16 protein-coding genes are annotated in these 23,922 nt (G+C 55.0%); 3 read left to right on the top strand and 13 right to left on the bottom strand.

Annotated features, from left to right (window positions below):
- Nucleotides 1-60: 60 nt before the first annotated feature.
- Genes MKY86_RS10440 through MKY86_RS10425 form a run of 4 tightly spaced genes read right to left on the bottom strand, consistent with a single transcriptional unit; the run spans nucleotide 61 to nucleotide 5,199 of the window.
- Complete coding sequence (locus tag MKY86_RS10440; protein WP_076073604.1) at nucleotides 61-2,307, bottom strand: glycoside hydrolase family 95 protein; 2,247 nt, start codon at nucleotides 2,305-2,307, stop codon at nucleotides 61-63.
- Nucleotides 2,308-2,363: 56 nt separating this feature from the next.
- Nucleotides 2,364-3,383, bottom strand: coding sequence for a zinc-binding alcohol dehydrogenase family protein (locus MKY86_RS10435; RefSeq protein WP_076073602.1), 1,020 nt, complete (start codon nucleotides 3,381-3,383; stop codon nucleotides 2,364-2,366).
- Nucleotides 3,383-4,342, bottom strand: a complete 960-nt coding sequence (locus tag MKY86_RS10430) for an aldo/keto reductase (RefSeq protein WP_076073599.1) — start codon at nucleotides 4,340-4,342, stop codon at nucleotides 3,383-3,385. Before MKY86_RS10430 ends, MKY86_RS10435 begins: the two co-directional genes overlap by 1 nt.
- 5 nt (nucleotides 4,343-4,347) lie before the next feature.
- Nucleotides 4,348-5,199: an amidohydrolase family protein gene (locus MKY86_RS10425; RefSeq protein WP_076073596.1), complete on the bottom strand. Its 852-nt coding sequence runs from the start codon at nucleotides 5,197-5,199 to the stop codon at nucleotides 4,348-4,350.
- 131 nt (nucleotides 5,200-5,330) lie between these two features.
- On the opposite strand from MKY86_RS10425, the gene MKY86_RS10420 reads away from it, so the two are divergent.
- Nucleotides 5,331-6,200 carry an AraC family transcriptional regulator gene (locus MKY86_RS10420; protein WP_076073594.1) on the top strand — a complete coding sequence of 290 codons (870 nt, stop codon included), beginning with the start codon at nucleotides 5,331-5,333 and terminating at the stop codon, nucleotides 6,198-6,200.
- Between the two features lie 8 nt (nucleotides 6,201-6,208).
- Here MKY86_RS10420 and MKY86_RS10415 read toward each other — a convergent pair whose 3' ends face one another.
- Together MKY86_RS10415 and MKY86_RS10410 are read right to left on the bottom strand one after the other, a co-directional pair.
- On the bottom strand, nucleotides 6,209-7,924 hold the full coding sequence (locus MKY86_RS10415; protein ID WP_083684276.1) for a beta-L-arabinofuranosidase domain-containing protein: 1,716 nt from the start codon (nucleotides 7,922-7,924) through the stop codon (nucleotides 6,209-6,211).
- A gap of 44 nt (nucleotides 7,925-7,968) precedes the next feature.
- Nucleotides 7,969-10,395, bottom strand: a complete 2,427-nt coding sequence (locus MKY86_RS10410; RefSeq protein WP_076073589.1) for a glycoside hydrolase family 31 protein — start codon at nucleotides 10,393-10,395, stop codon at nucleotides 7,969-7,971.
- Between the two features lie 119 nt (nucleotides 10,396-10,514).
- On the opposite strand from MKY86_RS10410, the gene MKY86_RS10405 reads away from it, so the two are divergent.
- Nucleotides 10,515-11,408, top strand: a complete 894-nt coding sequence (locus MKY86_RS10405; protein ID WP_076073586.1) for a helix-turn-helix transcriptional regulator — start codon at nucleotides 10,515-10,517, stop codon at nucleotides 11,406-11,408.
- 108 nt (nucleotides 11,409-11,516) lie between these two features.
- Here the strand turns inward: MKY86_RS10405 and MKY86_RS10400 are convergent, their stop codons facing one another.
- Both MKY86_RS10400 and MKY86_RS10395 read right to left on the bottom strand, forming a co-directional pair.
- Entirely contained in the window at nucleotides 11,517-12,944 is a 1,428-nt protein-coding gene (locus tag MKY86_RS10400) for a family 43 glycosylhydrolase (protein WP_076073585.1), read from the bottom strand.
- Between the two features lie 71 nt (nucleotides 12,945-13,015).
- Nucleotides 13,016-14,833, bottom strand: coding sequence for a family 43 glycosylhydrolase (locus tag MKY86_RS10395; protein ID WP_083684270.1), 1,818 nt, complete (start codon nucleotides 14,831-14,833; stop codon nucleotides 13,016-13,018).
- Between the two features lie 225 nt (nucleotides 14,834-15,058).
- Between MKY86_RS10395 and MKY86_RS10390 the strand changes: the two genes are divergently transcribed.
- A complete protein-coding gene (locus MKY86_RS10390; protein ID WP_083684267.1) occupies nucleotides 15,059-16,201 on the top strand; it encodes a glycosyl hydrolase family 8 in 1,143 nt (380 codons plus the stop codon).
- A 504-nt stretch (nucleotides 16,202-16,705) separates the two neighbouring features.
- Here MKY86_RS10390 and MKY86_RS10385 read toward each other — a convergent pair.
- The 5 genes from MKY86_RS10385 to MKY86_RS10365 all read right to left on the bottom strand — a co-directional run bounded on the left by MKY86_RS10385 (nucleotide 16,706) and on the right by MKY86_RS10365 (nucleotide 23,794).
- Nucleotides 16,706-18,334: a response regulator transcription factor gene (locus tag MKY86_RS10385; RefSeq protein WP_076074810.1), complete on the bottom strand. Its 1,629-nt coding sequence runs from the start codon at nucleotides 18,332-18,334 to the stop codon at nucleotides 16,706-16,708.
- A complete protein-coding gene (locus MKY86_RS10380) occupies nucleotides 18,312-20,078 on the bottom strand; it encodes a sensor histidine kinase (protein WP_076073580.1) in 1,767 nt (588 codons plus the stop codon). The genes MKY86_RS10385 and MKY86_RS10380 overlap by 23 nt, the downstream gene beginning before the upstream one ends.
- A gap of 81 nt (nucleotides 20,079-20,159) precedes the next feature.
- On the bottom strand, nucleotides 20,160-21,038 hold the full coding sequence (locus tag MKY86_RS10375) for a carbohydrate ABC transporter permease (RefSeq protein ID WP_076074807.1): 879 nt from the start codon (nucleotides 21,036-21,038) through the stop codon (nucleotides 20,160-20,162).
- A gap of 56 nt (nucleotides 21,039-21,094) precedes the next feature.
- Complete coding sequence (locus MKY86_RS10370; protein ID WP_076073578.1) at nucleotides 21,095-21,994, bottom strand: ABC transporter permease; 900 nt, start codon at nucleotides 21,992-21,994, stop codon at nucleotides 21,095-21,097.
- A 72-nt stretch (nucleotides 21,995-22,066) separates the two neighbouring features.
- Entirely contained in the window at nucleotides 22,067-23,794 is a 1,728-nt protein-coding gene (locus MKY86_RS10365) for an extracellular solute-binding protein (protein WP_143803486.1), read from the bottom strand.
- Nucleotides 23,795-23,922 lie beyond the last annotated feature (128 nt).

Here is a 23,922-nt window from a genome sequence, read left to right as displayed (position 1 = left end):
ATACGCCAATCCCACATTACTATACTATCCTATTCGTCAACTAGCCAGCCTAATATTAATCTACCCGGTGAAGGTATACGAACTGCCCGCTTCTCCAGCGAACGATACCGGAGCCAGTCCCGGGCCTTCCAGGCGGCATGTGCCGGATACCGTACAAGTAACAATCACTTCAGTAACATGTCCGTCCGCCCACGAGAAGTCCAGCGTATAGCCGCCTCTTGCCCGCAGTCCCTTGACACTGCCCTCGTTCCAGCCCGCAGGCAATGCAGGCAGCAATCTGATCCTATCTGTATGACTCTGCAGCAGCATCTCCGCGATGCCCGCTGTTCCTCCGAAGTTCCCGTCAATCTGGAACGGCGGATGGTTATCGAATAGATTCGGCAAGGTGGAATGCTCCAGCAGCGCCCGTACATTCGTATAAGCCTTGCCTTCATCCTGGAGCCGCGCCCAGAAATTAATGATCCACGCCCGGCTCCAACCAGTATGTCCGCCGCCGCTAGCAAGTCTGCGTTCCAGCGTCGTACGGGCCGCTGCCGCCAGCTCCGGCGTATGCTCCACTGTGAAGGCATCCCCCGGATATAGTGCAAACAGATGCGAGATATGCCGGTGCCCTGGCTCTACCTCTTCATAATCCTCCATCCATTCCTGAATCTGGCCGTATTTACCGATCTGCGGCCCCGGCAAGCTGTTCAGCGCTGAGCGGAGCTCTTCGCAGAATGCCTCGTCCCGTCCGATGATTTCTGCGCTCTGAATGCAGGCCTTGAACAGCGCCTCAATAATCTGGAAGTCCATGGAGGCTCCGGCACACAGCACGCCCGATTCCCCGCCGGGAAGCTGGTACGTGTTCTCCGGCGAGACGGACGGGCAGGTAATCAGCCGGCCCGATTCATCCTCTATCAAGTAATCCAGCAGGAACTGTGCAGATTCCTTCATTGTATCGTAGGCATTCGCCAGATAATGGCGGTCCTGGCTAAACCGGTAATGCTCCCACATATGCAGACACAGCCAAGCAGCTCCCAGCGGCCAGAACGATGCAGGCAGGTACGTATCCTGCGGAGCAGTATCTGCCCAAATATCCGTATTGTGGTGTGCTGTGAAGCCGCCACAGCCGTACATCACCTTGGCGGTCACCCGTCCCGGTTCCCGCATCCGTTCGATCAGATCGAACAGCGGCTCATGGCATTCCGCCAGATTGCAGAGTTCAGCCGGCCAGTAATTCATTTGCGCGTTAATGTTAATCGTGAATTTGCTGTCCCAAGCCGGGGTAAAGCTGTCGTTCCAGATGCCCTGCAGATTCGCAGGCAGAGAGCCGGGACGGCTGGAAGCGATCAGCAGATAACGGCCATATTGGAAATAAGTCGAGATCAGTCCGTGGTCTTCCCCCCCCTGCCGGAACCGATTTAACCGTTCACTGGTTGGCAGTCCGCTCAGCTCCGGGTTCTCCGGCAGTGTCAGCGTGGTCCGGCTGTATAGGCTGCGGTAGTCCCCGACATGGCGGGCAAGGAGCTTATCATAAGGAACGCTGCTTAGCTCTTCAAGCTGCCGCTTGGCATGCAGCGCCGGATCAGGATGGCGGAACGTAGTTCCTGCGGCAAGCAGCAGCGTAACCGAGCTCGCACCCTCCACCAGCACATATTCGCCGATGTTACGGCAGGTTCCGTCTTCTGTGACGGCCTTCAATACGGCAGCGAAGGAGTTGCCCCCGCGCCCGCCACATTCTCCGCCCATCACCAGCCCGCTGTCATTCCATTTCTCGGTCTTCTCCAGCATTCTCCAGTTCTGGCGGTTGAATCTGGCCTTCAGGGTGATTGCGTTCTTCCGGTCAGCGGTAATCCGCAATACGATGGCTTGATCCGGGAAGCTGGCGAACAGCTCACGGGTATACCGCACTCCGCCGGTGGAATAACTCACCTGGGATACACCGGATTCGAGATCAAGCTCCCGCTGATAGTCCTGAGCAGGCTGCTCATGTCCGCCGAACGACAGTAGCAGGTCGCCAAGCGGCAGATAATGGCGCTGTGCTTCCGGCAGCCCCACCATCGTCATGCCCGCCAGCTCCTCCGCCTCCTTCAGCTTGCCTTCCAGAATCAGCTGCCGGAGCTTCGGCAAGTGGGGCAGCGCATCTTCATTGTTGCGGTCACGCGGACCTCCGTACCATACGGAATCCTCATTAAGCTGCAGCTTCTCCTCAGCCACCCCGCCAAAGATCATCGCCCCGAGCCGGCCGTTGCCGATCGGCAGCGCCTCATTCCAATTCTGTGCCGGTTCACTATACCATAACCGCTGGCTGTGTTCCTTGCTTTTCATTACAATTCCGCTCCTTCGTAGTTAGTCAGTTCCACCCGTTAGTCCAGCTTCATCCGTTAATTCAGTTCCACCAGTGCCTTGATCACCTTGGATTCAGGATTCAGCCAGCTCTCGAACTGCCCGGTCATCTCCCCGAATGAGCAGCGGTGGGAAATATAGCGGTCCACATCAATATAACCGTCCCTAATGGCGTTAATCACCCGCTCGAAGTCCTCGCGGGTCGCATTTCTGCTGCCCTGCACCGTCATCTCACGGGCATGGAAATCGGGGTCACTGAAGGTAATGTTCCCTTTGACCAAGCCGACATAAGTCAACGTACCGCCATGCCCGACCAGTCCGAAAGCCCCTTCCATAGAAGAGATGTTGCCGGTGGAATCAATGACATGCGGCAGGAAATTGCCGTCTGTAAGCGCCGATAACTGTTCTTTCGGCTCCTTCAGGGCGCTTACCGTATGCTCTGCCTGCGCCCAGCCCTTGCAGAAGGCCAGGCGTTCATCGTTGACATCCATCGCAATGACCTTCGCCCCAGCGTACCGGGCCATGGCCATCACGCCCAGTCCTATCGGTCCGGCCCCGATCACCAGCACCTGCTCCCCCTCACCGACACCCGAGCGCCGCACCGCATGGGCACCGATCGCCAGCGGCTCCAGCATGGCCGCCTGATCCAGCGTCAGCCCGTCTGTCTTCAGCAGATTGCCTACAGGCAGACTCACCCGTTCCCGCATTCCGCCATCCAGGTGAACACCGAACACTCTCATTTTTTGGCAGCAATTCGTTTTACCGCTCAGACAGGCCCGGCACTCTCCGCAATGCAGATACGGAATGACACTGACCTGGTCACCGGCCTGTAGCCCTTGCGGGTTGTCGCCAATGCGCTCAATAATCCCTGCCAGCTCATGCCCCAGCACACGCGGATAAGTGAAATAAGGCTGGTTCCCCCGGTAAGCATGCAGGTCCGTCCCGCAGATCCCGATCCGGCGGATGCTTACAACCGCTTCCCCGTCCACCAGCTCCGGCTCCGGCAGATCATCCCTGAATACGAACTTTCCGATCTCTTCACAAATAATTCCTTTCATTATAAGCGCTCCCTGTTCCGGCTTGGTGCTTCGTTCCATTCTGCCCGGCCGCTCGGCCAGGTCGCCCCGTCGATCGGCTTCAGAATATCGCGTACTTCTGCCAGTAATTGTTCATTGATCGGCTCTTCGGTCCACTTAATATTGTTGCGGATATTGGCTGGTGTCGCTGTGCTGACCAAGGTCGTAGGAATCTGCTCGTTCGCGGTGGAGAACTGGACCGCCAGCTTGGCGATGTCTTCTCCCTTGTCCCTGCAATACTCAGCGGCGCGCTGGCATGCGGCCTGAATCTCCGCTCCTGCAGGATGCCAATCCGGCACCTTACGGTTGCTAAGCAGCCCCATCGAGATGGGCGACGCATTCATCAGCCCCGTGCCGCTCTCCTCCAGCAGCGGAAGGAGCCGCAGCAGCGTGGTATCGTTGAGCGAATAATGGCAATAGGACAGAATGACATCCAGCTTGGTCTGCGGCAGCACCTTCTCGAACACACTCAGCGGCAGGCCGCTGACGCCGAAGTAACGGATTTTGCCCGCCTGCTTCAGCTCTTCCAGCGCCGGAATTCCCTCCTCCATCACCTGCGTAAGCGAGCCGAATTCAACATCATGCAGCAGCAGAATATCCAGGTAATCTGTGCCCAGTCTGCCCATACTCTCTTCCGCACTGCGGATGATCCGCTCTCTGGAGAAATCGAATTCCCCCTCGCCGTAACGTCCGGCCTTCGTGCTCAGGATATACTTGTCGCGCGGTACCGTCTGGAGTGCCTCACCCAGCACGGTCTCCGCCTTCATCAGGCCGTAGTAAGGGGAGACATCAATGAGGTTAATCCCCAGATCAATCGCCGTATGAACCGTGAGGATAGCCTCATCCTTCGGAACCTCCCGGAATACACTGCCCAGCGAAGAGGCCCCGAAGCTTAATGCGGAGACATCCAGTCCCGTATTGCCCAGCTTTCTGTATTTCATATCGCTCAACCTCCTATAATTAGTGAATCCAGCTTATAAAATCTAACAGCATTCGCTCCAAATACCGGCTCCATCTCTTCCGCAGACAATCGTCCTTGCAGTGCTGTGCGCAGAATCCCCACAACCTCCTCATAGGTTGCCGCCATCAGGCACACAGGCCAGTCGCTGCCGAACATCACCCGCTCGGGTCCGAACAGCTCCAGCACGGCATGAACGTAAGCAGTGAAATCCTCCTGCTTCCAGCCCTGGAGATCTGCTTCAGTGACCATCCCGGACAGCTTGCAGTAAATTCCCGGATGCCCCGCAACCTCTGCCATTTGGCTTCTCCACGGCTCCAGGCTACCCGATGCAATCGGGGGCTTGGCCAGGTGATCAATGACTCCCCGCAGTCCCGGAACCTGTTCCAGCATCTCAATGAGCTGCGGAAGCTGATCGGCCAGCACCAGCAGGTCTACCGGCACATCCCGCTCCGCAAGATATGAGAGCGCTTCTATATAAGGCCGGGTCAACAGCACACCGGGGTCTGCCATCTCCTGAATCATCACCCGCAGCCCGGTGAACTTCGGATGCTTGTTGAGACGCTCGAAGTCCGCCTGGAAGGAAGGGCTTGCAAGATCCAGCCAGCCGATTACGCCTGCAACAGAATCCGCCTGCCCGCTCAGTCCCAGAATGTATTCCGTCTCCTCCACCGTAGGCGCAGCCTGTACGACAATCGTCTGGCTGATCCCGTGCTTCATTAGCTCAGGCTCCAGATCAGCGGGCAGATAATCCCGGAACAGCACCGGAATCTCCGGCGTAATCCAGCCATAATCATCCCTGTCTATCTTCCAGTAATGCTGGTGAGCATCAATATACATGATAACGCCTCCATTCCACCTTATTGTAAACATCCGATAAAGGAATAAAAATAGCTAAAACAAACAAATCTATACCTTATTTTGATATGATGTGGGTAAGAATACAGAGATGTAACACAGGGGGCGACTTCATGGAACCGATCCGCAGGCATTTTGACCATCAATTACCGGTTACGCTGCTGCTGGACTATAAGGAAACGAAAAGCCCGCAGCGCGAGCTGCCCGACCACCAGCATGACTGGTACGAATTCATTTACGTATACGGCGGCAAAGGAAGCTTTTTCATCGATCAGACCTTTTACGAGATGCATCCGGGCGACATCATTGTCGTTCCCGGGAATACGGTGCACCGGGGATTTCCCGACAATGAGGAGCCGGTGACCTCCTCTGCCCTTTTTTTCAGTCCGGCTCTGATTCATAACCTTACCTACAGTGAGTCTTATCCCTATCTGAAGCTGTTCGACGCTGCCAAGACAAACAAGCAGTACAAGTATACCCTGTCTCCTGAGCATGCTGAAATTCTGCAAAATGATATCGATGCGATCCACTGGGAACACGAGCAGAATCAGCCGGACGGCGGGCAGGCGCTTACGCTGCTGCTTCATCTTACACTGCTGCATCTGAACCGCTACTGCCTGCCGCAAGCCGCCGAGCCGGTTGCTTCCAATCCCGTGCTGCCGGAGTGGTTCCGTGAGGCGCTCAGGGATATCAACGATCATCTGGATCAGCCGCTGGAGCTAAGCTCTCTGGCTGCGCGGGCGAATATCTCACCGGCCCATTTCAGCCGGGTCTTCAAGCAGCGTCTGGGCATGAATGTGACGGATTATATTGCGACGAAGCGGATTTTTGCCGCCAAGGACAGCCTGCTGCAATCAAGCTATACCATCGAGCAGATTGCCATGGCCTGCGGCTTCGAGAGCCTGCCCCATTTCTACCGTACATTCAAAAGAATCACCAGCATGACACCCGCCGCCTACCGGAGAAATAGCAGATCGTATTGAGGCGCTCTTCAATCTGCATACGCTGCACGGCCATCCTGCGCACGGGAGAACGGGCGGCCGCTGCCTTCGTGTCCCTCCGCATCGAGATATACCGTATACTCTTCCTCCTCTACCCGGAACAGGGGAACGAATGATTCCTGCTGGGCCGGGCCGACCCGGGCAAGCAATACGTTGCCGTACTTCACTGCCGCCAGATGCTCCGCACCGGGGAGCGGCACCCGATGCAGAGCTGCTGCGATTTCGATTTCAATGCGATCCTGGTCCGCAAACACCCGCTCTATGGCATAATACCCATTCTCCCGCTGAAGCACCTGCGGTACAGAGTTAATGGTCACTGCCGCGACTGCCTGCTCCTTCAAGATCAGCTTGAAGACTGTGGGCCCTACGGCCTTAATCTGAAGCGTGGATAATAGCCCGTCCGGGAACCGGGACTCTTGAATAATCTGCAGGTTCTTATCCTTCCAATTCAAGGTAGAGGAGATGAATGCGTTCAGCAGCAGTGCATCCCCGCTTTTGAACCAGATGTTCTTCTGAAGCTCACTCATCGCCTCGACTCCCGATGCGGTACAACACCAGAAGGTATCATACGGTCCGCTGAACGTCTTGGACACGCCGCAGCCCAGCGGCTGATGATACTGCGAGAGCCCTGTGCTGCTGCTTGCACTGTTTAATATGGCGTTGTACTTCAGGGACTCCAGATGATCGAGATATTCCACAGAACCGGACCACTCCAGCAGCCGCTCCAGAATTCTCTCTGTATTATGCGCACAGCAGCTTTCGCTCTCGCCGCCGGTCAGCGCATCGCCCAGCTCGCCATAAGCCCCCCAATGCTCGGACCGCTCAGATACTCCGCCCGGGATATAGTCCGTTGCCTTTGAGCTGTTGTTCCCGTTCGCAAACGTCCTTCCCTGCAGATACGCATAGAAATGAATTGCCGCCGCCTGGTACTTGTCTTCTCCGCTGATGTTATACCGGTGCATGGCCGCGAGCACCATAGGCAGATGCGTATTCGCATGCAGATTCTCAAGCACATCTGTCCCGGCCTCCAGCGGATGTAGGAGATAAGGCCGGTCAAATTGATTCGCCAGCTCAAGAATTTGCCGGTCGCCTGTTACTTCATACAAAGTGTAAAGAGTATCCCCCATGCCCCCGAATTCATTGGCCGGGTTTACCTTCGTACAGCGCAAGATCCCGTCCTTTTTCCAATGGGACAGCTTATCCATACGCTGCTTCACGTAATAAGCCAGATTCCTGGCGAGTGACAGAGCCTTTGGATTGTGAAGATAGAGATAGCAGTCCACCAGACCTTGCATGATTTTGTGCAGTGTATAATAGGGCGCCCAGACGTTCCGGTCCTCTTCCGCTTCGAGTATATCCAGCTTCTCCTCTTCAAAGGCACTCAAATACCCGTTAGGCTTCGCGCAAGCCTCCATTATATCCACAATATGGAACGCCTTTCTCCTTAACGCCTGATCCTGGTCGCCGTGAGCGAATTTGGCACAAGCAGAGAGGTAATGTCCGGCAAAATGTCCGCGCAGCCCGCTCTCCGAACTCTCCCAGCCGCCCAAAGGCTCCGCGTCCGAAGGAAGCCCGGCATTGAGCTTAAAGGTATGCAACAGCCGGTTCAAATCAAATTCGGCAATATAATTCTTAACGAGTTGTCTGCGGGAAGCAAATTCATGGTCGGTTAACCTCACTTCATCCAGACCAAAGTTCTTAAACACAAGGCACCTCGATTCTATCGTGCAAATGTTATTTTAACCCCGTCTCAGCTCTGCAGGTCCGCTTCACGGACAATTACAGCTTCCCCTTCATAAGTGACAATGCGGCTTCCCGTATAACCGGCCAGCTCTACGGCAAATTGCCTTACCGCCTGCATTCCGGCATAGTCTCCGGCCCGCTTCCCGATCGTCAGGCTGCGGTCCGCTTCACACCAGCTCAGCTCAATCATGGCATAGGCGCCGGTCTCATAATTATAATTATCGCCTTCATCTTCATACAGAGTGAAGGCTGCATCCTTGCCGCCGTATACCTTGAGTCTCGTCACTGACTCCGGCTGTTCATCCGTATATTGAACGTCGGGACCGAGCGGAACAATGGACCCGGCGCGGACATACAGGGGAAGCGTCTCCAGATCCGCCTTGGCTTCAATCGTCACGCCGCCCTGCAGCCGTTCATCGCTCCAATAATCATACCATTCGCCTTCAGGGAGGTAGACCCGGCGCTGCTTAAGAACCCCCTCAAGCTCGCGGGAGCCGGGACCGTAATACATGGCCTCTGTCACAGGAGCCACCATGAAGGCCGGACCGAACATGAACTGGTCGCCGATGGCATGGACCTGCACATCCTCGCGGTAATCGAAGGCCAGCGCACGGAACATAGTATAGCTGCGGTGTGCCACAGCTCCGGCCAGAGAGTAGATATATGGCATCAGCCTGTAACGGAGCTTCAGATAGTTCACCAGCGTGTCATACATCAGCTCACCCTCCTGGCCGAACTGCCATATCTCTCTGGGCGTATCCGTGCCATGGGAACGGAACATCGGCAGGAAGGCTCCTAGCTGGAACCAGCGGACATATAGCTCCCGGTAGCCCAGATCAGCAACACCTTCGTCATAATCCCCGCTCCAGAACCATTGCTCCTTGTGATTCTTCACGAAGAACGCCCCGATATCCAAAGTCCAATAAGGCGAACCGGTCATGCAAAAGTTAAGGCCGTCTGCAATCTGCTTCCTCAGCGTCTCCCAATTGGCGGCTATATCGCCTGACCATGTAATCGTGCCGTAACGGTGCTGTCCTGCGAACGCGGAGCGTGTCAGATTGATCACCCTTTTCGCTGAGGTCGCTGCACGCTGGCCTTCATAGATGCCTTTGGAGTGCTGCATGGAATAGGCATTGATCAAGCCCGGATCGAGATACCGCTTCGATTCTGCCGTATTAATCAGCAGACGCTGCTCCGGCTCCGGCTTGACCGCGCCCTTCCAGTCCGCTTCGAACGGCTCGGTGCAATCGCACCACCAGGCATCAATGCCGTGGGTGAACAACCCTTCGTTGGCCTGCTTCCAGTACAGTGCACGAGCCTCCTCCGAGAAGGCGTCATACGTCGCCTGATTGCCGAGCAGGAAACCGCGTGCCTTCATCTCTTCATGATTCTCCCCGCCCGCGCCCATAATCGGCCAGATGGATACCATCAGCTTGGCGTTCATAGCGTGCAGGCTGTTCATCATCTGCGAGGGATCGGGGAAGCGCTCAGGATCGAAAGTCTTTTGCCCCCACAGATTACCCGTCCAGGACTGCCAGTCGAGTACGATACAGTCGAGGGGAAGCGAACGTTCACGATACTCTTGCACGGTGGCAAGGAGTTCCGCCTGGGAGACGTATCTTTCCTTGGACTGCACATACCCGAAGGACCACTTCGGCAGCATTGGCGCTTCTCCGGTCAGATAGCGGATTCCCGCCGTAATCTGATCGAATTCCGGACCATAAATGAAATAGTAATCCATCTCTTCATCCGCATCGCTCCAGAGGTACGAGCCAAAGGCATCATCATGAAAAGTCATATAAGATCCCGAATCTACCAGAATCCCGTAGCCGCGTGTAGACACCAGTACCGGTACAACCGCCTTCATATTCTGCTGGTACAAGTATTGCTGCCGTCCCCGGAGGTTCATCATCCCCTCTTCATGGGAGCCGAGTCCGTACAGGGCCTCCCCTTCCTGCCATTCAAATTCCAGCTTTGTATGAAAAGCCTCCCGATCCAGCCTCCGGTTAACCCCCTCCGCTCTGGCACGCAGACCATCTGCACCCTGCCCAGTCTCGACCGTGTCTGCTGAGGCATCGAAGACTGTATGATAGACCTCTGTGCGCTCCAGGGTTTTGCCGCCTCTGGCCGGCTCCCGTGTCAGCAGTGTGCCGTCCGCAGCTCTGTAGCTGAAGGCACAGCTCTCTTTATCCACTTCAATCATTAGCTGTGCCGTTGATATCTGCAGATGGCCAGGCAGTTCTGTGATAGTGTAAGGTACGGTCTCGGCTTCTGGCCGGCTTACCACCATCAGACTCTCTTTACCGCTCAGCTCAGCATTCAGCGTATAGCGGATTCTGGCAATCCCCGGCGTACACCAGCCGATATGCATTATTCCCTCACTAGTCTCCAGCCTTACGCCAGCCTCTCCGGATTGAACAGTTATCAGTTTCATTATGGTTCCACCCTTCCTTATGACTTCCTCTGTTTATAATGATATTATTATTGATAACGGTTCATCTACCATATATTTGCGCGATATCATCACAATATAGCGATTCAGAGGAGGGCATCATGTACGAACACCGTTACCGGGAGAACAAGCTGCACGGCCAGCCGGAATTCCCGCTGCATATCTACCGGGTGGAGCATCAGGCCCGCGTGCATTCCATTCTTCCGGTGCACTGGCATAACGAAATGGAGATGATCTATCTGGCAGAGGGCAACGCTACCTTCCATATTGAGAGCCGCGAGTTCTCCATTCAGGCTGGAGATGCCCTGATCGTTCATCCCGGTGAGCTTCATTCGGGCATGGACACCGCAATGGGCGGCACCTGTTATTATTCCATCGTGTTCAAAAGCTCCTGGCTGTCTTCGCCGCAGCCCGACCGCGTACAGGAGCTGTTCCTGGACCCCGTCCTGCAAGGGAAGGTCCGGCTTCCCGCTCTGTTATCTGCTGCAAATGCCGCCCACTCCCCCTTGCTTCAGCTGATCAGGGAGCTGTTAAGCCGCTATGAGCGTAAGCCCGGGGCATACGAAATGAGCCTGAAGGCGCTCTTACTGCTGTTCATCGCAGACAGCTATCAATACGGGCTGACCAGGCTGAACCCGGCTGCGGAGACACGGCACGGCCGGGAATATAACCGGCAGATCCGGGAGGTGCTGAGCTATATGGAGGCGCACTCCCGCGACAGGCTGGAGCTGGATCAGCTTGCCGCCGTGGTAGCGCTGAGCCGCTCGCATTTCTGCAAGTTTTTCAAGGCTCAGACAGGGATGCGCCCGATGGAGTATCTGAATTATATCCGCATCAGCCAGGCGGCCAGTCTGCTCCGCAGCGGATCATACAATGTGCTGGAGGCTGCACTGGAGTCAGGCTACCAGCATGTCAGCTATTTCTCCAAATGGTTCAAGCATTATATGAACATGACCCCCTCAGAGTACAAGGCCCGGTATTCTTCCGGCGTGTAGCAGCAGGCTGAGAGCGTACGCTCTACGATGTGAACGACAAAACAGCAGCACCGGGAACACGCTCCCTGGTCCTGCTGTCTGTGTCATGCCTGGTCTGATGCCTCCGGTCTATTCCAGTGTAAATGAAGCAAACTGAGCGCCGCCGCCTCCGGTGTATGTGAAATACAAGGCCTGCACGCCGTCCGGAATTTCCACTTCCGCAGCATATTTTTTCCAGACATTAGTGAAGCCTACCGGAATAGAAGCAAGCGCAGGTCCGTCCCAAGCCGTCTTCACCTGGAACTCCCCATGGCAATATCCCCGCACCTTGATAGAGACCCGGCTAACTCCCTTGCAGTCAAAATACTTGAACCCGGCGGTCGCCGACTCCGTCATGTTGGCAATATAGCCAACCTCTTCGTCGCCGTCTCTGCCGTCCTGGGTAATCTTCGGGAACCTGCTGTCCATCCACGCACCCACCTTGCCAAACCCTCCGGTATACATCTCCTGATCCTTGGTGAACAAATGACAGGCCAGGTATGCCGGATATTCTCCGCGTCCCTCCAGCGGGCCGCCGTTCGGGCCTGAGGTTGTAATCTCCACCTGCGGGATGGTGCCGTCTTCACGGAACGTAATCGGCTCGATGCAGCCCTGGCGCGAGAACGCGGTCCCGTTGGTATGCCGGTGATAGAAGATATACCACGCTCCATTAACCTCCACGATGCTGCCGTGGTTATTGCCGCCGTAATACATCGTCCGGTCCGCAGGCTTATACGTATCGATATGCAGATCACAGTTGCTCACAATGACTCCCTGATACACGAAATCCCGGGTAGGATGACTGCTGGTGGCATAACACAGCTCATGCATCGAGATGGAGGAATAGATCAGGTAGTAGATATCTCCTCTTTTGCGGATGGAAGGGGCCTCGAAGAACTCATAGCCCTCGAAGCCGGTTCCCTGGCTGTAAGGCTGGCTCGGTGCAACGAACACTGGCTCTTCAATAATCGTAAGCATATCGGGACCCAGTACGGTAGCCATCGCGCCGTGTCTGGACTTGTCGCCGTATCCGCAGAAGCCGGTATACAGGTAAGTGGTGTCTCCTTCGGTCAATACCCCCGGGTCAAACTGCGGCTCATCGCCTTCCCGTTCGCCCAGACGCGTGCCGTCCCCGTAGGTGACATAGCCGTAGAATTCATATTTGCCGCCCGGCTTATCGCAGACCGCTACTGATACGACAGAAACCTTGTCCAGTACATAGTAGAGATAGTAGCGCCCGTCCGGTCCCTGCGTCACATCCGGTGCATAGAGACACATGCTGCCTTCCGGGTTGAGCGGGTCATCTGTCGTCTTGTAGATCACCCCTTCATACTGCCAATCGCCCAGATTGTCCTCCGGCGCTGACCAACAGACGTAGTCGTTCAGACAGAAGGCGTGTCCGTTGAACCGGTCATGCGAGCCATAGACATATACTCTTCCTTCAAAAACATAAGGCTCCGCATCCGGCACATACTCCCAAGAAGGCAGATAGGGGTTAAATCCTTGTTGTTGTGTCATTCTATAATCCTCCATTTGTTATATAGATTGTCGTTGTTAATTTTTCATTCTGGGATGGCCGTGACTCCAGACTAAGCAAGCACTGTCACCTGTATCGTGCAGTCGGCGTAATCCGGATGTACATCTCTCTCCCCGGCCACATCGAGCAAGGGTACGCCGTTACTGTTGTAATGGACTCTGTGGATCGCCGAGCATCTCGTTCCATGCTTCACCAGCTGCTCTTCCCCGTGGTAGAGGACTAGCGTAGTACCATCTGTATCCTGGAAAAAGGAATTATGCCCCGGACCATACACCCCGTCCAGCGAATAATAAGAAAGTGCCGGCGTGCCCGCCTTGCTCCAGGCACCGGCATCCAGAACATCGCCGCCCCGTGGAATGCTTAACCAGCCTACCGCATAGGTATATCCCGTTGCCGCCCCGCCGGAATAGGCAATATACACGGTATCTTCCGTCAGGAGCGGATACGGGCCTTCGTTATTGATCGTGCCCTGAACATTCTCCCAGCCCAGCAGCGGACGCGACAGCAGCACCGGCTCACTGGTTAATACCGCCGGGTTCGCTTCATCTACAGTGGCGATGTATAGCATGGAGCCGGTATCCAGCGGCGTTCCGATCCCTTTGCGGTAAGACCAGACTACACAGGAGGTACCGTCTGCCTTGAAATAAGTCATATCCAGCGTAATGCCGTCTGCGGCCAATGGAGTACCGTCCATCCGCTTCACCCGGACCGGCGTGCTCCAATCCCCGGCCTTCATAATATCACCGCCGGGGTTCAGCTTCATCAGATGGCATTGCGGTCCCCATACCTTACCGCCAACAGCGAACAGGATGTACAGCTCCCCGCCGATGACATGGAATTCCGGTGCCCAGAAGGTCTGGATGAAGTTCAGCTCCTCATTCAGGTCCAGAATAACGGCTTCCTGGAAGCCCGGAGCGAATAAGTCCTGCAAGGTATCTGCCACGCGGACATAGATGCCGATATCATTAACATTGTCATTGGTGGCCAGGAAGTAATACCTGCCGTTCCAAGGGAGAATTACAGGGTCTGCATAGCCGCTTGCTAACGGGAACGGCAAGTCGTAAGTGACTAACTTGCCATGTATGGTATGCGTTCCTGGCAAGGTAAAATCAATTCCTCCGGTATCCCAAGCCACCTGCTTATCGGCAGTAGAACCGTCAGAATATAGTGCTGTGGCTCTGACCTTTGTCAATTCATCGGCAGAGTGAACACTGACCTGCTCTGCCACTCGAATACCGGTGTTATGCACCGGGGTCCAGGCAGCCTGAACCTTACGGCCGGCGGGACCGTCCACGGTCAGCACATTCCCCGGACGGGTTCCAGGCAGCGGCTGCGCGGGCCGCTCTACTGTGTAAGCTTCCGCAGGCTCCGGCGGCGAGATCCCTTCCGGCTTCCGCAGGTCGGCCAGCCGGTTCACATAATAGCTGCCGTCATTGTCCTGCCAGCGGATCTCATATCCGCCAGTGCTGTCCAGTGCGCAGACTGCTTCTTTTACATACCGTTCATGGTCTAGCCGGACAAGCCGCTGAGCATCGAAGGTCACCAGATCCGGCGAGGTCCACAGCAGAATCTGCCCTCTGCTCTCCCCGTCATCCTCCCCCGAGGCATCAATTCTTACCGCAATCATCCCGAAAGCACCATCCTGTGTGCGGAACAGATAGGGGTTTTTGAGTCCTTTTTCATGAATCACATTCTTCTCATCCACGGTGGCCACGGCAAATAATAGGCCATAGTTCCGGTTCAGCGGCTGAAATTCGTTAGCGTCATCTGCACAGGCCATATGAACACTGTTGGCGAGAGACCCGGTGTAATCCTGGTTCGGTATGCGCGTGTAGACTGTAAGCTTCATTAGCTCTGCCACCTCATTCATAGCTCTATCACCCTTACCTTGTTATTCATCTTGCAGCATGTCCCTATCAGTATAGAGAAGCTTTTGGCGTGAAGTCCATGACATATAGACACCTAAGTTTGATCTATCCTTAGATTATGGGCCGGAGCCGGAATCCTCTATAAAATATCTGGAAAACGCTTTAATCTCTATACTGCCGCTTATGATATACTTGGGCAAAATAAAATTCACCTGGAGGATGTTATGATGAATACTACAGAGGGCTCTTTTTACACAGGGGAGTACAGAAATATGTTCCTTGAGAACGGACTGCGTCCGGAGGCGATTCAGCAGCGGCTGGAAGATACCTGGAACGAAATATTCTACGGTGCCCCTGATGTCCGGCTCTACCATACTATGGATGAGGATAAGGGTTATATCGTAGATACAGGCAATACCGATGTGCGCACAGAGGGCATGTCCTACGGGATGATGATGGCGGTTCAGATGGATAAAAAGGAGGAGTTCGACCGGCTCTGGAATTTCGCCAAAGTCTTCATGCAGCATACGGAGGGCCGATATAAGGATTATTTCGCCTGGCAATGCAAGTTGGATGGTACACGGTTGTCTCCCGGTCCCGCGCCGGATGGAGAAGAGTTCTTCGCGATGGCACTATTCTTCGCTTCCCGCCGCTGGGGTGACGGAGCCGCGCCGTTCAATTATTCCGAGCAGGCCAGAATCATTCTCCGCGCTTGTGTGCACAAGGGAGAAGAGAGGGAAGGCGATCCGATGTGGGACCCGGAGACCCGGCTGATCAAGTTCATCCCGGAGACTCCGTTCAGCGATCCCTCCTATCATTTGCCGCATTTCTATGATCTGTTCGCCCTGCAGGCGGATGAAGCTGACCGGGCGTTCTGGAAGGATGCTGCTACCCGGAGTCGGGATTACTTGCACCTGGCCTGCCACCCGGTTACCGGGCTGTCCCCGGAATACGCTAACTATGACGGAACTCCGGCGGACCCTCAACCGCATGGCGATTTCCGCCACTTCTTCAGTGATGCTTACCGGGTCGCCGCCAACATTGGGCTGGATTATGAATGGTTCCGCTGCGATCCTTGGCAGGTAGAGCAGTCTAACCGCATTCAGGCTTTCTTCCGCGATATCGATCCGGCTGATTACCGGCGGTATACCATTGACGGGCAGCCGTTCGACGAGCCTTCCCTGCATCCGGTCGGCCTGCTATCCACTCTGGCCATGGCCTCGCTTGCCGCCGATGGCCCGGATGCCGGGCATTTCGTCAAGCTATTCTGGAACACCCCGCTGCGCACCGGAGAACGGCGGTATTACGACAACTGTCTATACTTTTTCACCATGCTGGCGCTGAGCGGGAATTACCGGATTTATAAGTAAAAGAAACTAACTAAAGCTGGCCTCACTGTCCTCCATTGGCCTACTTCTGGCGGGGCAGAGTGAAATCAGGGGCACTTGTGCTCCTGATTTGTTCGTTTAGCCAACTTCTGCTGATATCAGGTGCACTTTTGCTCCTGATTTGTTCATTTAGCCGACTTATGCTGGAATCAGGGGCACTTGTGCTCCTCATTCACTCATTTAGCTAACTTCTGCCGATATCAGGGGCACTTTTGCACCTGATTTGTTCATTTAGCCGACTTATGCTGGAATCAGGGGCACTTGTGCTCCTGATTTGTTCGTTTAGCCAACTTCTGCCGATATCAGGGGCACTTGTGCTCCTCGTTACTCTAATACCATCTCTTTCATTCGCCCATCCAGCCGACTTTTGGCTGCATTAATGGGATTTATCCCTCTCATTTACTCTCCTCAACGAACAATCGCTCCCCCGGACGATGGAGGCAACGCCATCCATCCGAAGGAGCGACTTTCTTATATCCTATCCATTCAACCCCCAACCACATCCGCACGGTATTCCTGCGGCGTGGTTCCGGTCCACTTTTTGAAGACCCGCGTGAAGGATTGCGGGGTGACGTAGCCGATCAGCGAGCCGACCTCGGCGACCTTCAGCTCCCCTCTGCGCAGCAGCTCCTTGGCCTGGCGGACGCGCAACTCCTCGATATACTCGGACAGATTGATTCCCCGTTCCTGCTTGAACAGGCGGGACAGATAGGAGGGATTGAAGTGGATCACATCGGCCAGCCGCACGAGCGACAGGTCCTGGTCGAGATTCTCTTCTATATATATACAGATCCGGTCGATAACACCCGCCGCCCGCTTCTGCTCGCCGCTCCTGCGGACAGAGAACAGATTCCCGGCAGTATCCTCCAGATAGCGGAAGGCTTCTCCCCATGTACGGTGGACCTCAAGCTGCATCAGCCCGCTTGCCCCGATCTCCTGGTCCGCTTCCCATCTGTTCGTATACGACATGAGCATCAGAGCAATGGTGTAATACAGCTCAGTCAAATAAGGGTTGCCCCGCGTACATTCCTGCCCCGCAGGTTCAGCCATCTCCCCGAACAGCCGGAGGAACTCCTCCTTGCGGCCCGCCTCCAGATGCGCAGCCAGGGTCTCCACCTTGTCACGCAGGAAGCGGTCACGCAAGGTATCCGGCAACGCCGCTTCATTCAGCTGCACCTTCTGAACCATCCGCTCCCCGTCCCCGGCCCGGTAATGCTGAACCTGCCTCGCCTTATCGTACACCACAGGAAGCCTGGACCACGCGGACTCCTCCGCACTGAGGGTGATGGCCATCCCGACCTCCAGCGATTCCCTGCAGGACTGCTGAATCAGCTCGAAGGTGCCTTCCAGAAATTTAATCATCTGCTCCAGATCCTCCGGCTGCGAAGCCTCTTCCGTACCGCCCGGCTGAATCAGCCAGATCAGGTCACCGTACCGGTCGATGACTCCAAGGCTGACCGTCCGCTCCTTCAGCAGCTTCTCCGACAGGAACTTGACCGCAAGCGCTGTCTCCCGGCGGTTCATATACGTGCGCGAGGATTCAGGATCACTGATGCTGCCCAGTGCGATCAGGACCGGCCGCGAAGCATCCAGTGGAATGTTCAGACGGATGAAGTCCCCGGCCATATCCTGATCCGCCTTGACGCTGTGAATGAGATGGCGGAAATAATCGCCCTGTGCCAAGGTCTCCAGCGTGTTCAGCTGCTCCTTGGATTCACGGATCAGATCATTCACCTGCATGGTGTCGTTCAATTCCTGTAGCGCACGCATCACTGCTTCAATCAGCTTCGGATAACCTTCATTCTTGAGCACATACTGGACGCCCGGAGCCTGAATCGCCTGGTAGACATAATTGAAGTCGCTGTGTCCGGTCAGGAAGACGATTTTGCATTGCGGCCAGCTCCGGCGGATATGCTCCATCAGCTCCAGCCCGTCCATCTCGGGCATACAGATATCAGACAGCACGATGTCCACCCGGGTCCGGTGCAGCAGATTTAGCGCTTCACGGCCCGAGTAGGCCTTGTAGATATCCAGCTCAAGCTCCATTTTGCCGAAAATTACAGCCAGTCCATCTGTGATAATCTCTTCATCATCAACGATAAGCATCCTGTACATCAGCATTCTCACCTCCAGCTCTAAGCAGGATGGTTACCCTTAGTCCGCCCAGCTCACTCCGGTCCGCCAGCAAGCCGCTCTCTTCTCCGAAGGTTATGCGGATGCGCCGGTGAATGTTCACAAGGCCGGTGGTCTCCGCCTGCTCCTGATAGACATTAAGGGAGTCTTTCAATTGCTCAAGCGTGTCATCGCTCAGCCGGTCCCCGTTATCCTCAACGATAATGCGGATATCCGGGCCTTCCTGCACGAAGCGGACAATGATCAGGCCCTCCATGGCTTTCTTTTCCAGGCTGTGCTTGAACGCGTTCTCAATAATCGGCTGCACAATCAGCCGCGGAACGGGCACCTTCTTCAGCTCCTCCGACAAGGCATCGAACCGGACCCCAATTCTGCGGGAGAAGCGCATGGCCTGAATCTCTGTATACATCCTTGCATGGTGAATCTCCTGCTCCAATGACACCAGATCGGAAGCGTTCCGGGTGACAAACTGGAAGTATTCCCCCAGCATCGTAGTAAGCTGTTCGATCCGCTCGGTATCGCCGGTCTTCGCCATTGTGTTCAGAATGAAGAAGCTGTTATACAGAAAATGCGGGTTAATCTGTGATTGCAGCTGCTTCAGCTCTGCCCGCTGGGCCATAATCTTCTGCTTGTACACCTGGTCGATCAGGGAATGCAGATTGCTCACCATCTGGTTGAAACGGCTGTACAGATAACGGAATTCATCCTTCGACTCATGCTGGATATGAATGTCCAGATCGCCCTGCTCCATTCTCCGGAAGCTCTTCACCAGCGTCAGCATCGGCTTATGAATGAACTTGTAGGTCGATAGTGCAAAAGCTATGATGATGGCAAGCGCAGCCACACCAAACACCCAGGCCCAGGTATAGAATTTGCTCAGCGGATTCTTGATAATATCCTCCGGGATCATCCGGTAGATGGACAAGCCAAGCTCCTGTGAGCCGGTCTGGACGATATAATAAGGCGCACCGGCGATCCTCAGCCTCTCCCCGGAGGCCACCGCGCGGATATCCCGGGCATACTGGGACGGCTCCGCCTGCGCCAGCTCGCCGGTCATGCTGTAGAGCGCGAATCTCGCACTATCGGAGAGCAGCAGCGTTCCACTGCCGGGATACGTATTGAATTGGCCCAGCGCCGCCCGCAGCTCCTGGGTGTCCAGCTCAATCTCGACCGTCAGCAGCGGCTCCGCCCCCTTGATGCCCCGCTGCTTCATCGCACTAAGGTACAGGCCGCCATCCCACTCAATCACCTGGGAACGGCGGTCCCCGAAGACCGAGCGGATCTCGCGGAAGCGCTTCAGTTCAATCTCACGCACGCCGCCGACTGATGATATGGTCCGGCCTATAGTCATAATATGAACCCTGACGTCCTTGATATACGTGCTGCTGTTCTGCACGATGAACAGCCGCTTCATCAGCGAATTCAGATTCTCCGTGCGGTCAATGGTCGGCAGCGTCTCCCAGGTCAGAGCCAGCTTATTCAGATCCTCATCCTCCAGCAGACTGTATTGCAGCAGCTTCATCCGCTCGATCTCATTCTCCATATCATTTAAGTAGAAGACGGTTTGCGCGCTGGCCGAGCTTCGGATATCGCTGCTGGCCGTTTGCACAATCCACTGATACAGATAAGCGGCGAAGACAAGAATAGGCAGCATAATGAGCAGAAAGGTCACAATCAGCCGCAGAAATATCGTATTGCGCAGTGAGTAATCCTTTTTGAACAACAATCCCAGGCCCCCAGCAATCATTTTCACCATTATAGCCTGAATCCGGGGAGAGCCGCAGGCTTATGCATAACTTCCGGGAGGTTAACCTTTGACACTGCCGAGTACAATTCCCTTCACGAAATATTTCTGCAGGAACGGATAGGCCAGAATAATCGGCAGGGAGCCGAGAAAGATCTGGGAAGACTTCAGCGTCCGGTCCGAGATCAGCGCCAGATCAAGCATGGCATCACGCGACATATTCGACAGGTTCTGCTGGATCACTATCGTCTGAATATAGCTCTGCAGCGGATAGTTGGCCGGATTCCCCATGAGCAGCAGGCCGTCGAACCAGCTGTTCCAGTGCTCCACCATCGAGAACAAGGCCAGTGTAGCCAGCGCCGGCTTGGAGATCGGCACGAAGATGGACCAGACCGTCCGGAAGTGGCCCGCCCCGTCAATCAGCGCCGCCTCTTCCAGCTCCTTCGGAATCTCCCGGAAGAAGTTAAGCAGCAGCACCACGCTGAACACAGGAACTGCGCCGGGCAGCACCAGCGCCCAGATGGAATCCAGCAGGCCATACTCCTTGAGCGTGGTATACCAGGGAATCAGCCCGCCGTTGAACAGCATCGTGACGAAGAAGGCCCAGGCATAGACGCTGCGGAACCGCAGAGCGTGTGATTCCTTGGATAGCGGATAGGCCACGAGGATCGTCAGCAACAAGTTCAGCGGCGTGCCGATGCCGATCCGTGTCAGGGAGACAAGCATCGACTGCCAGAATTCTGTGCGGCTCATCGTATACATATACGAGGCGAATGTGAAATCTACCGGCCAGAGCCTGACATACCCTGCGGAAGCCGCCGCGCTGGAGCTGAAGGACACCGCTATAATATGAATAAGCGGGAGGATACAGAGCAGTGAGACCAGAATCAGAACGGTTGCGTTCAATACCGCAATCCCGTCAAAGCGTTTTTTGGGGCGAATGGGAGTCCATTCCTCCGGTTTAGGCGTTAGCTGTTGCTCCAAGGGTACTCCCTCCTCTAAAAAATCCGGTATTTGGCGAAACGGTAAGCCAGGAAATACGAGCTGGAAATTAAGGTAAGCGATATGATCGATTTAAAGAAGCCGACGGCAGTCGCTACGCCGTATTGTGCGTCGAGCAGACCGATCCGGTAGACGAAGGTATCCAGGATATCCCCGCTCTCATAGACCTGCGGACTGTACAGATTGAAGACCTGATCGAAGCCCGCGTTCAGCAGTTGACCCAGACTGAGTACCGACAGCAGGACGATGACCATGCGTATGCCCGGAATGGTAATATGCCAGGTCTTGTGCCACCGGTTCGCACCGTCAATGGTAGCTGCTTCATAGAGTCCGGGATCAATCCCCGTTATAGCCGCCAGGTATACAATCGTGCCGTAGCCGAAGTTCTTCCACACATCCGAAGCAATCAGCGTGAAGGGGAACCAGTCATTGTCGCCGAGGAAGAATATCTTGGAGACGCCGAACCATCCGAGGAATTCATTCACAATCCCGCCCGATGGAGACAGAATATCAATCAAGATGCCGCCAAGCACGACCCAGGATAAGAAATACGGCAGATAAATCGCTGTCTGCACAGACCGTTTGATCACATTACTGGCCAGCTCGTTCAGCAGAATCGCGAACACCAGCGGAATAATCAGGCCCAGAATCAGCTTGAGACTTGAAATAAACAGCGTATTCCACAGCACCTGTGTGAAGCTTGGCAGGTTCATCACATATTCGAAGTTATCAAGGCCCACCCACTTCTGATCCCCGAACAAGCCCTTGGCAGGGATGAATTTCTGAAATGCAATCATGACACCGGCCATGGGGACGTAAGAGAACAGAAGGATCATCACCAGTCCCGGCAAAAGCATCAAATGAAGCGGCAGTTCTTTTCGCAGTTTTGTTCTCATCGTTATCCTCCACATCTGCAGGCAAGAATGGAATGGAGGAAGAAAAGGTCGTTTTCTTCCTCCAGGGGCGCCTTATTTCTTAGTCGCTGCGTACCATTCGTTGACCTCTTGCGTAATTTGATCGCCGCCCAGCTTCTGCCAGTCCTTCACGAACTGGTCGAACTTATCGATAGGGTCACCCAGAATGATTTTGACAAACATTTCATTCTGCTGCTTCTCAAGCGTTGTCTTGCGCTCGACCATGGTCGGAGTCAGAGCGCCGACGAATTTCTCCTGCAGGAACTGGTCATTCTTGATATACTGGTCAGCTATGCCCATGGAGCCCTGCTCTCCATAGATCCGCTCCCAGCCCCACAGGGAGAAGCCCTCCGTTGAACCTGAAGCATAGGACTCCAGCTTCTCCTGGATCGTCTTGGCTTCACCCTTCAGTGTAGAGAAGTCACCGGCCTTGCGGGCAGCATCAATCTCACGGAACGCATCTACATTCTTCGTGACCGGATACGGCGTAACCGGAGACAGCTGCCAGACACTTTCCGCTTCCGGCGGTGCATAGTACTTATCGAATTCAGCCGTCTCACCCCAGTTCTTCTCCACATGCAGGTTGAACAATTTGATCACCGCTTCCGGGTGGGCGGCGCCCTTCTTAACCGCGAAGAAGCGGGTCGTGCTGAATTTCAGCGGCACCTTCGGCGTGTCGCCCGATTCCGAGACAATCGGGAAGGCCTGCCACTGGGCTTTGGGATCATTGTCACGGTTGAGCTGCAGCGGCCAGATGGAATTCCACTGCTCGCCGTACTCCATCCCAATCTTGCCGGCCGAGATCAGCTCAGAGACCTTGCCGCCGTCCTTCACGCCGAACTCCTGATCCAGCTGCCCCTTCTTGGCCATATCCTGCAACACCTGAAGCGCTTTCTTCACTTCCGGCTGAATGCTGCCGTAGACCAGCTTGCCGGTTCCGTCATCCAGCCAGATGTTCGGATAGGCATTATACCCGGCCATGAAGCCTTCCAGTCCCATCGCCCCGCCCCACAGATCCTTGGTGATGCCAAGGCCATAGGTGTCCTTCTTGCCGTTACCGTCGGGGTCCTTATCAGCGAACGCTTCAGAGATCGCCAGGACATCCGCCATCGTCTTCGGCGGCTGCATACCGAGCTTCTCCAGCCAGTCTGTCCGAATCCAGATATACATCGAGCGTTCAATGGAGGATTCCAGGCTCGGGATAGCCATCAGCTTGCCGTCGAAGGTCGCGGCATCGAATACACTCGTGCCTTCTCCCGACAGCACCTTCTTGGTGAACGGGGAAGCATACTTTTCATATAAAGCTGTCATATCCTCAAGCTGGTCTGAATCGGCCAACTGCTTGAGCTGGGTGGCGTTGACCGGCGTTACATCCGGCAGATCCCCGGAGGCCAGGGTGACATTGATTTTCTGCAAGTATTGATCCGAGGTCTGGCTGCCCTTCACAATCCAGTTATATTTGATCTTGATGCCGAGCTGATCCTCATACAGCTTGGTCCAGCGGTTGTTATCAATCGTCTCATCCTTCAATACGCCAAGCACGTTATTCTCTACCACATCGCTCAGATCTCTGACGAACGATAGCTCAATCGGAGGATCGTATTTGCCGAGCGGACTCTCATCAACAGCTGCGCTTGGCTTCGGATCATTACCGGCTGCCGCGTCCTTGCCGCCGTTACCGGATTCCAGCTTGCCCGAGCAAGCGGACAACAGCAGTGCAGACAACAGCAGGATGGATGTACTCTTCAGTCGGCCCAGACCATTTCTTGTACCTGTGTTCATAGTCAACCCCCAGTTCATTTAGTGTAGATTTAATTTGGTTACGCTTTCATTATGGGGGAGGCACCTATTTATTGACAACGCTCACATTTTTACTTCACTTATCCGGCATTGACAAAAACATAAAAAAA

The sequence above is a fragment of the Paenibacillus sp. FSL R7-0333 genome (assembly GCF_038000365.1).
Lineage (GTDB): Bacteria > Bacillota > Bacilli > Paenibacillales > Paenibacillaceae > Paenibacillus_AQ > Paenibacillus_AQ silagei.
The sequence above is the reverse complement of the archived record's forward strand: the minus strand, read 5'-3'. Positions and strand labels throughout refer to the sequence as shown.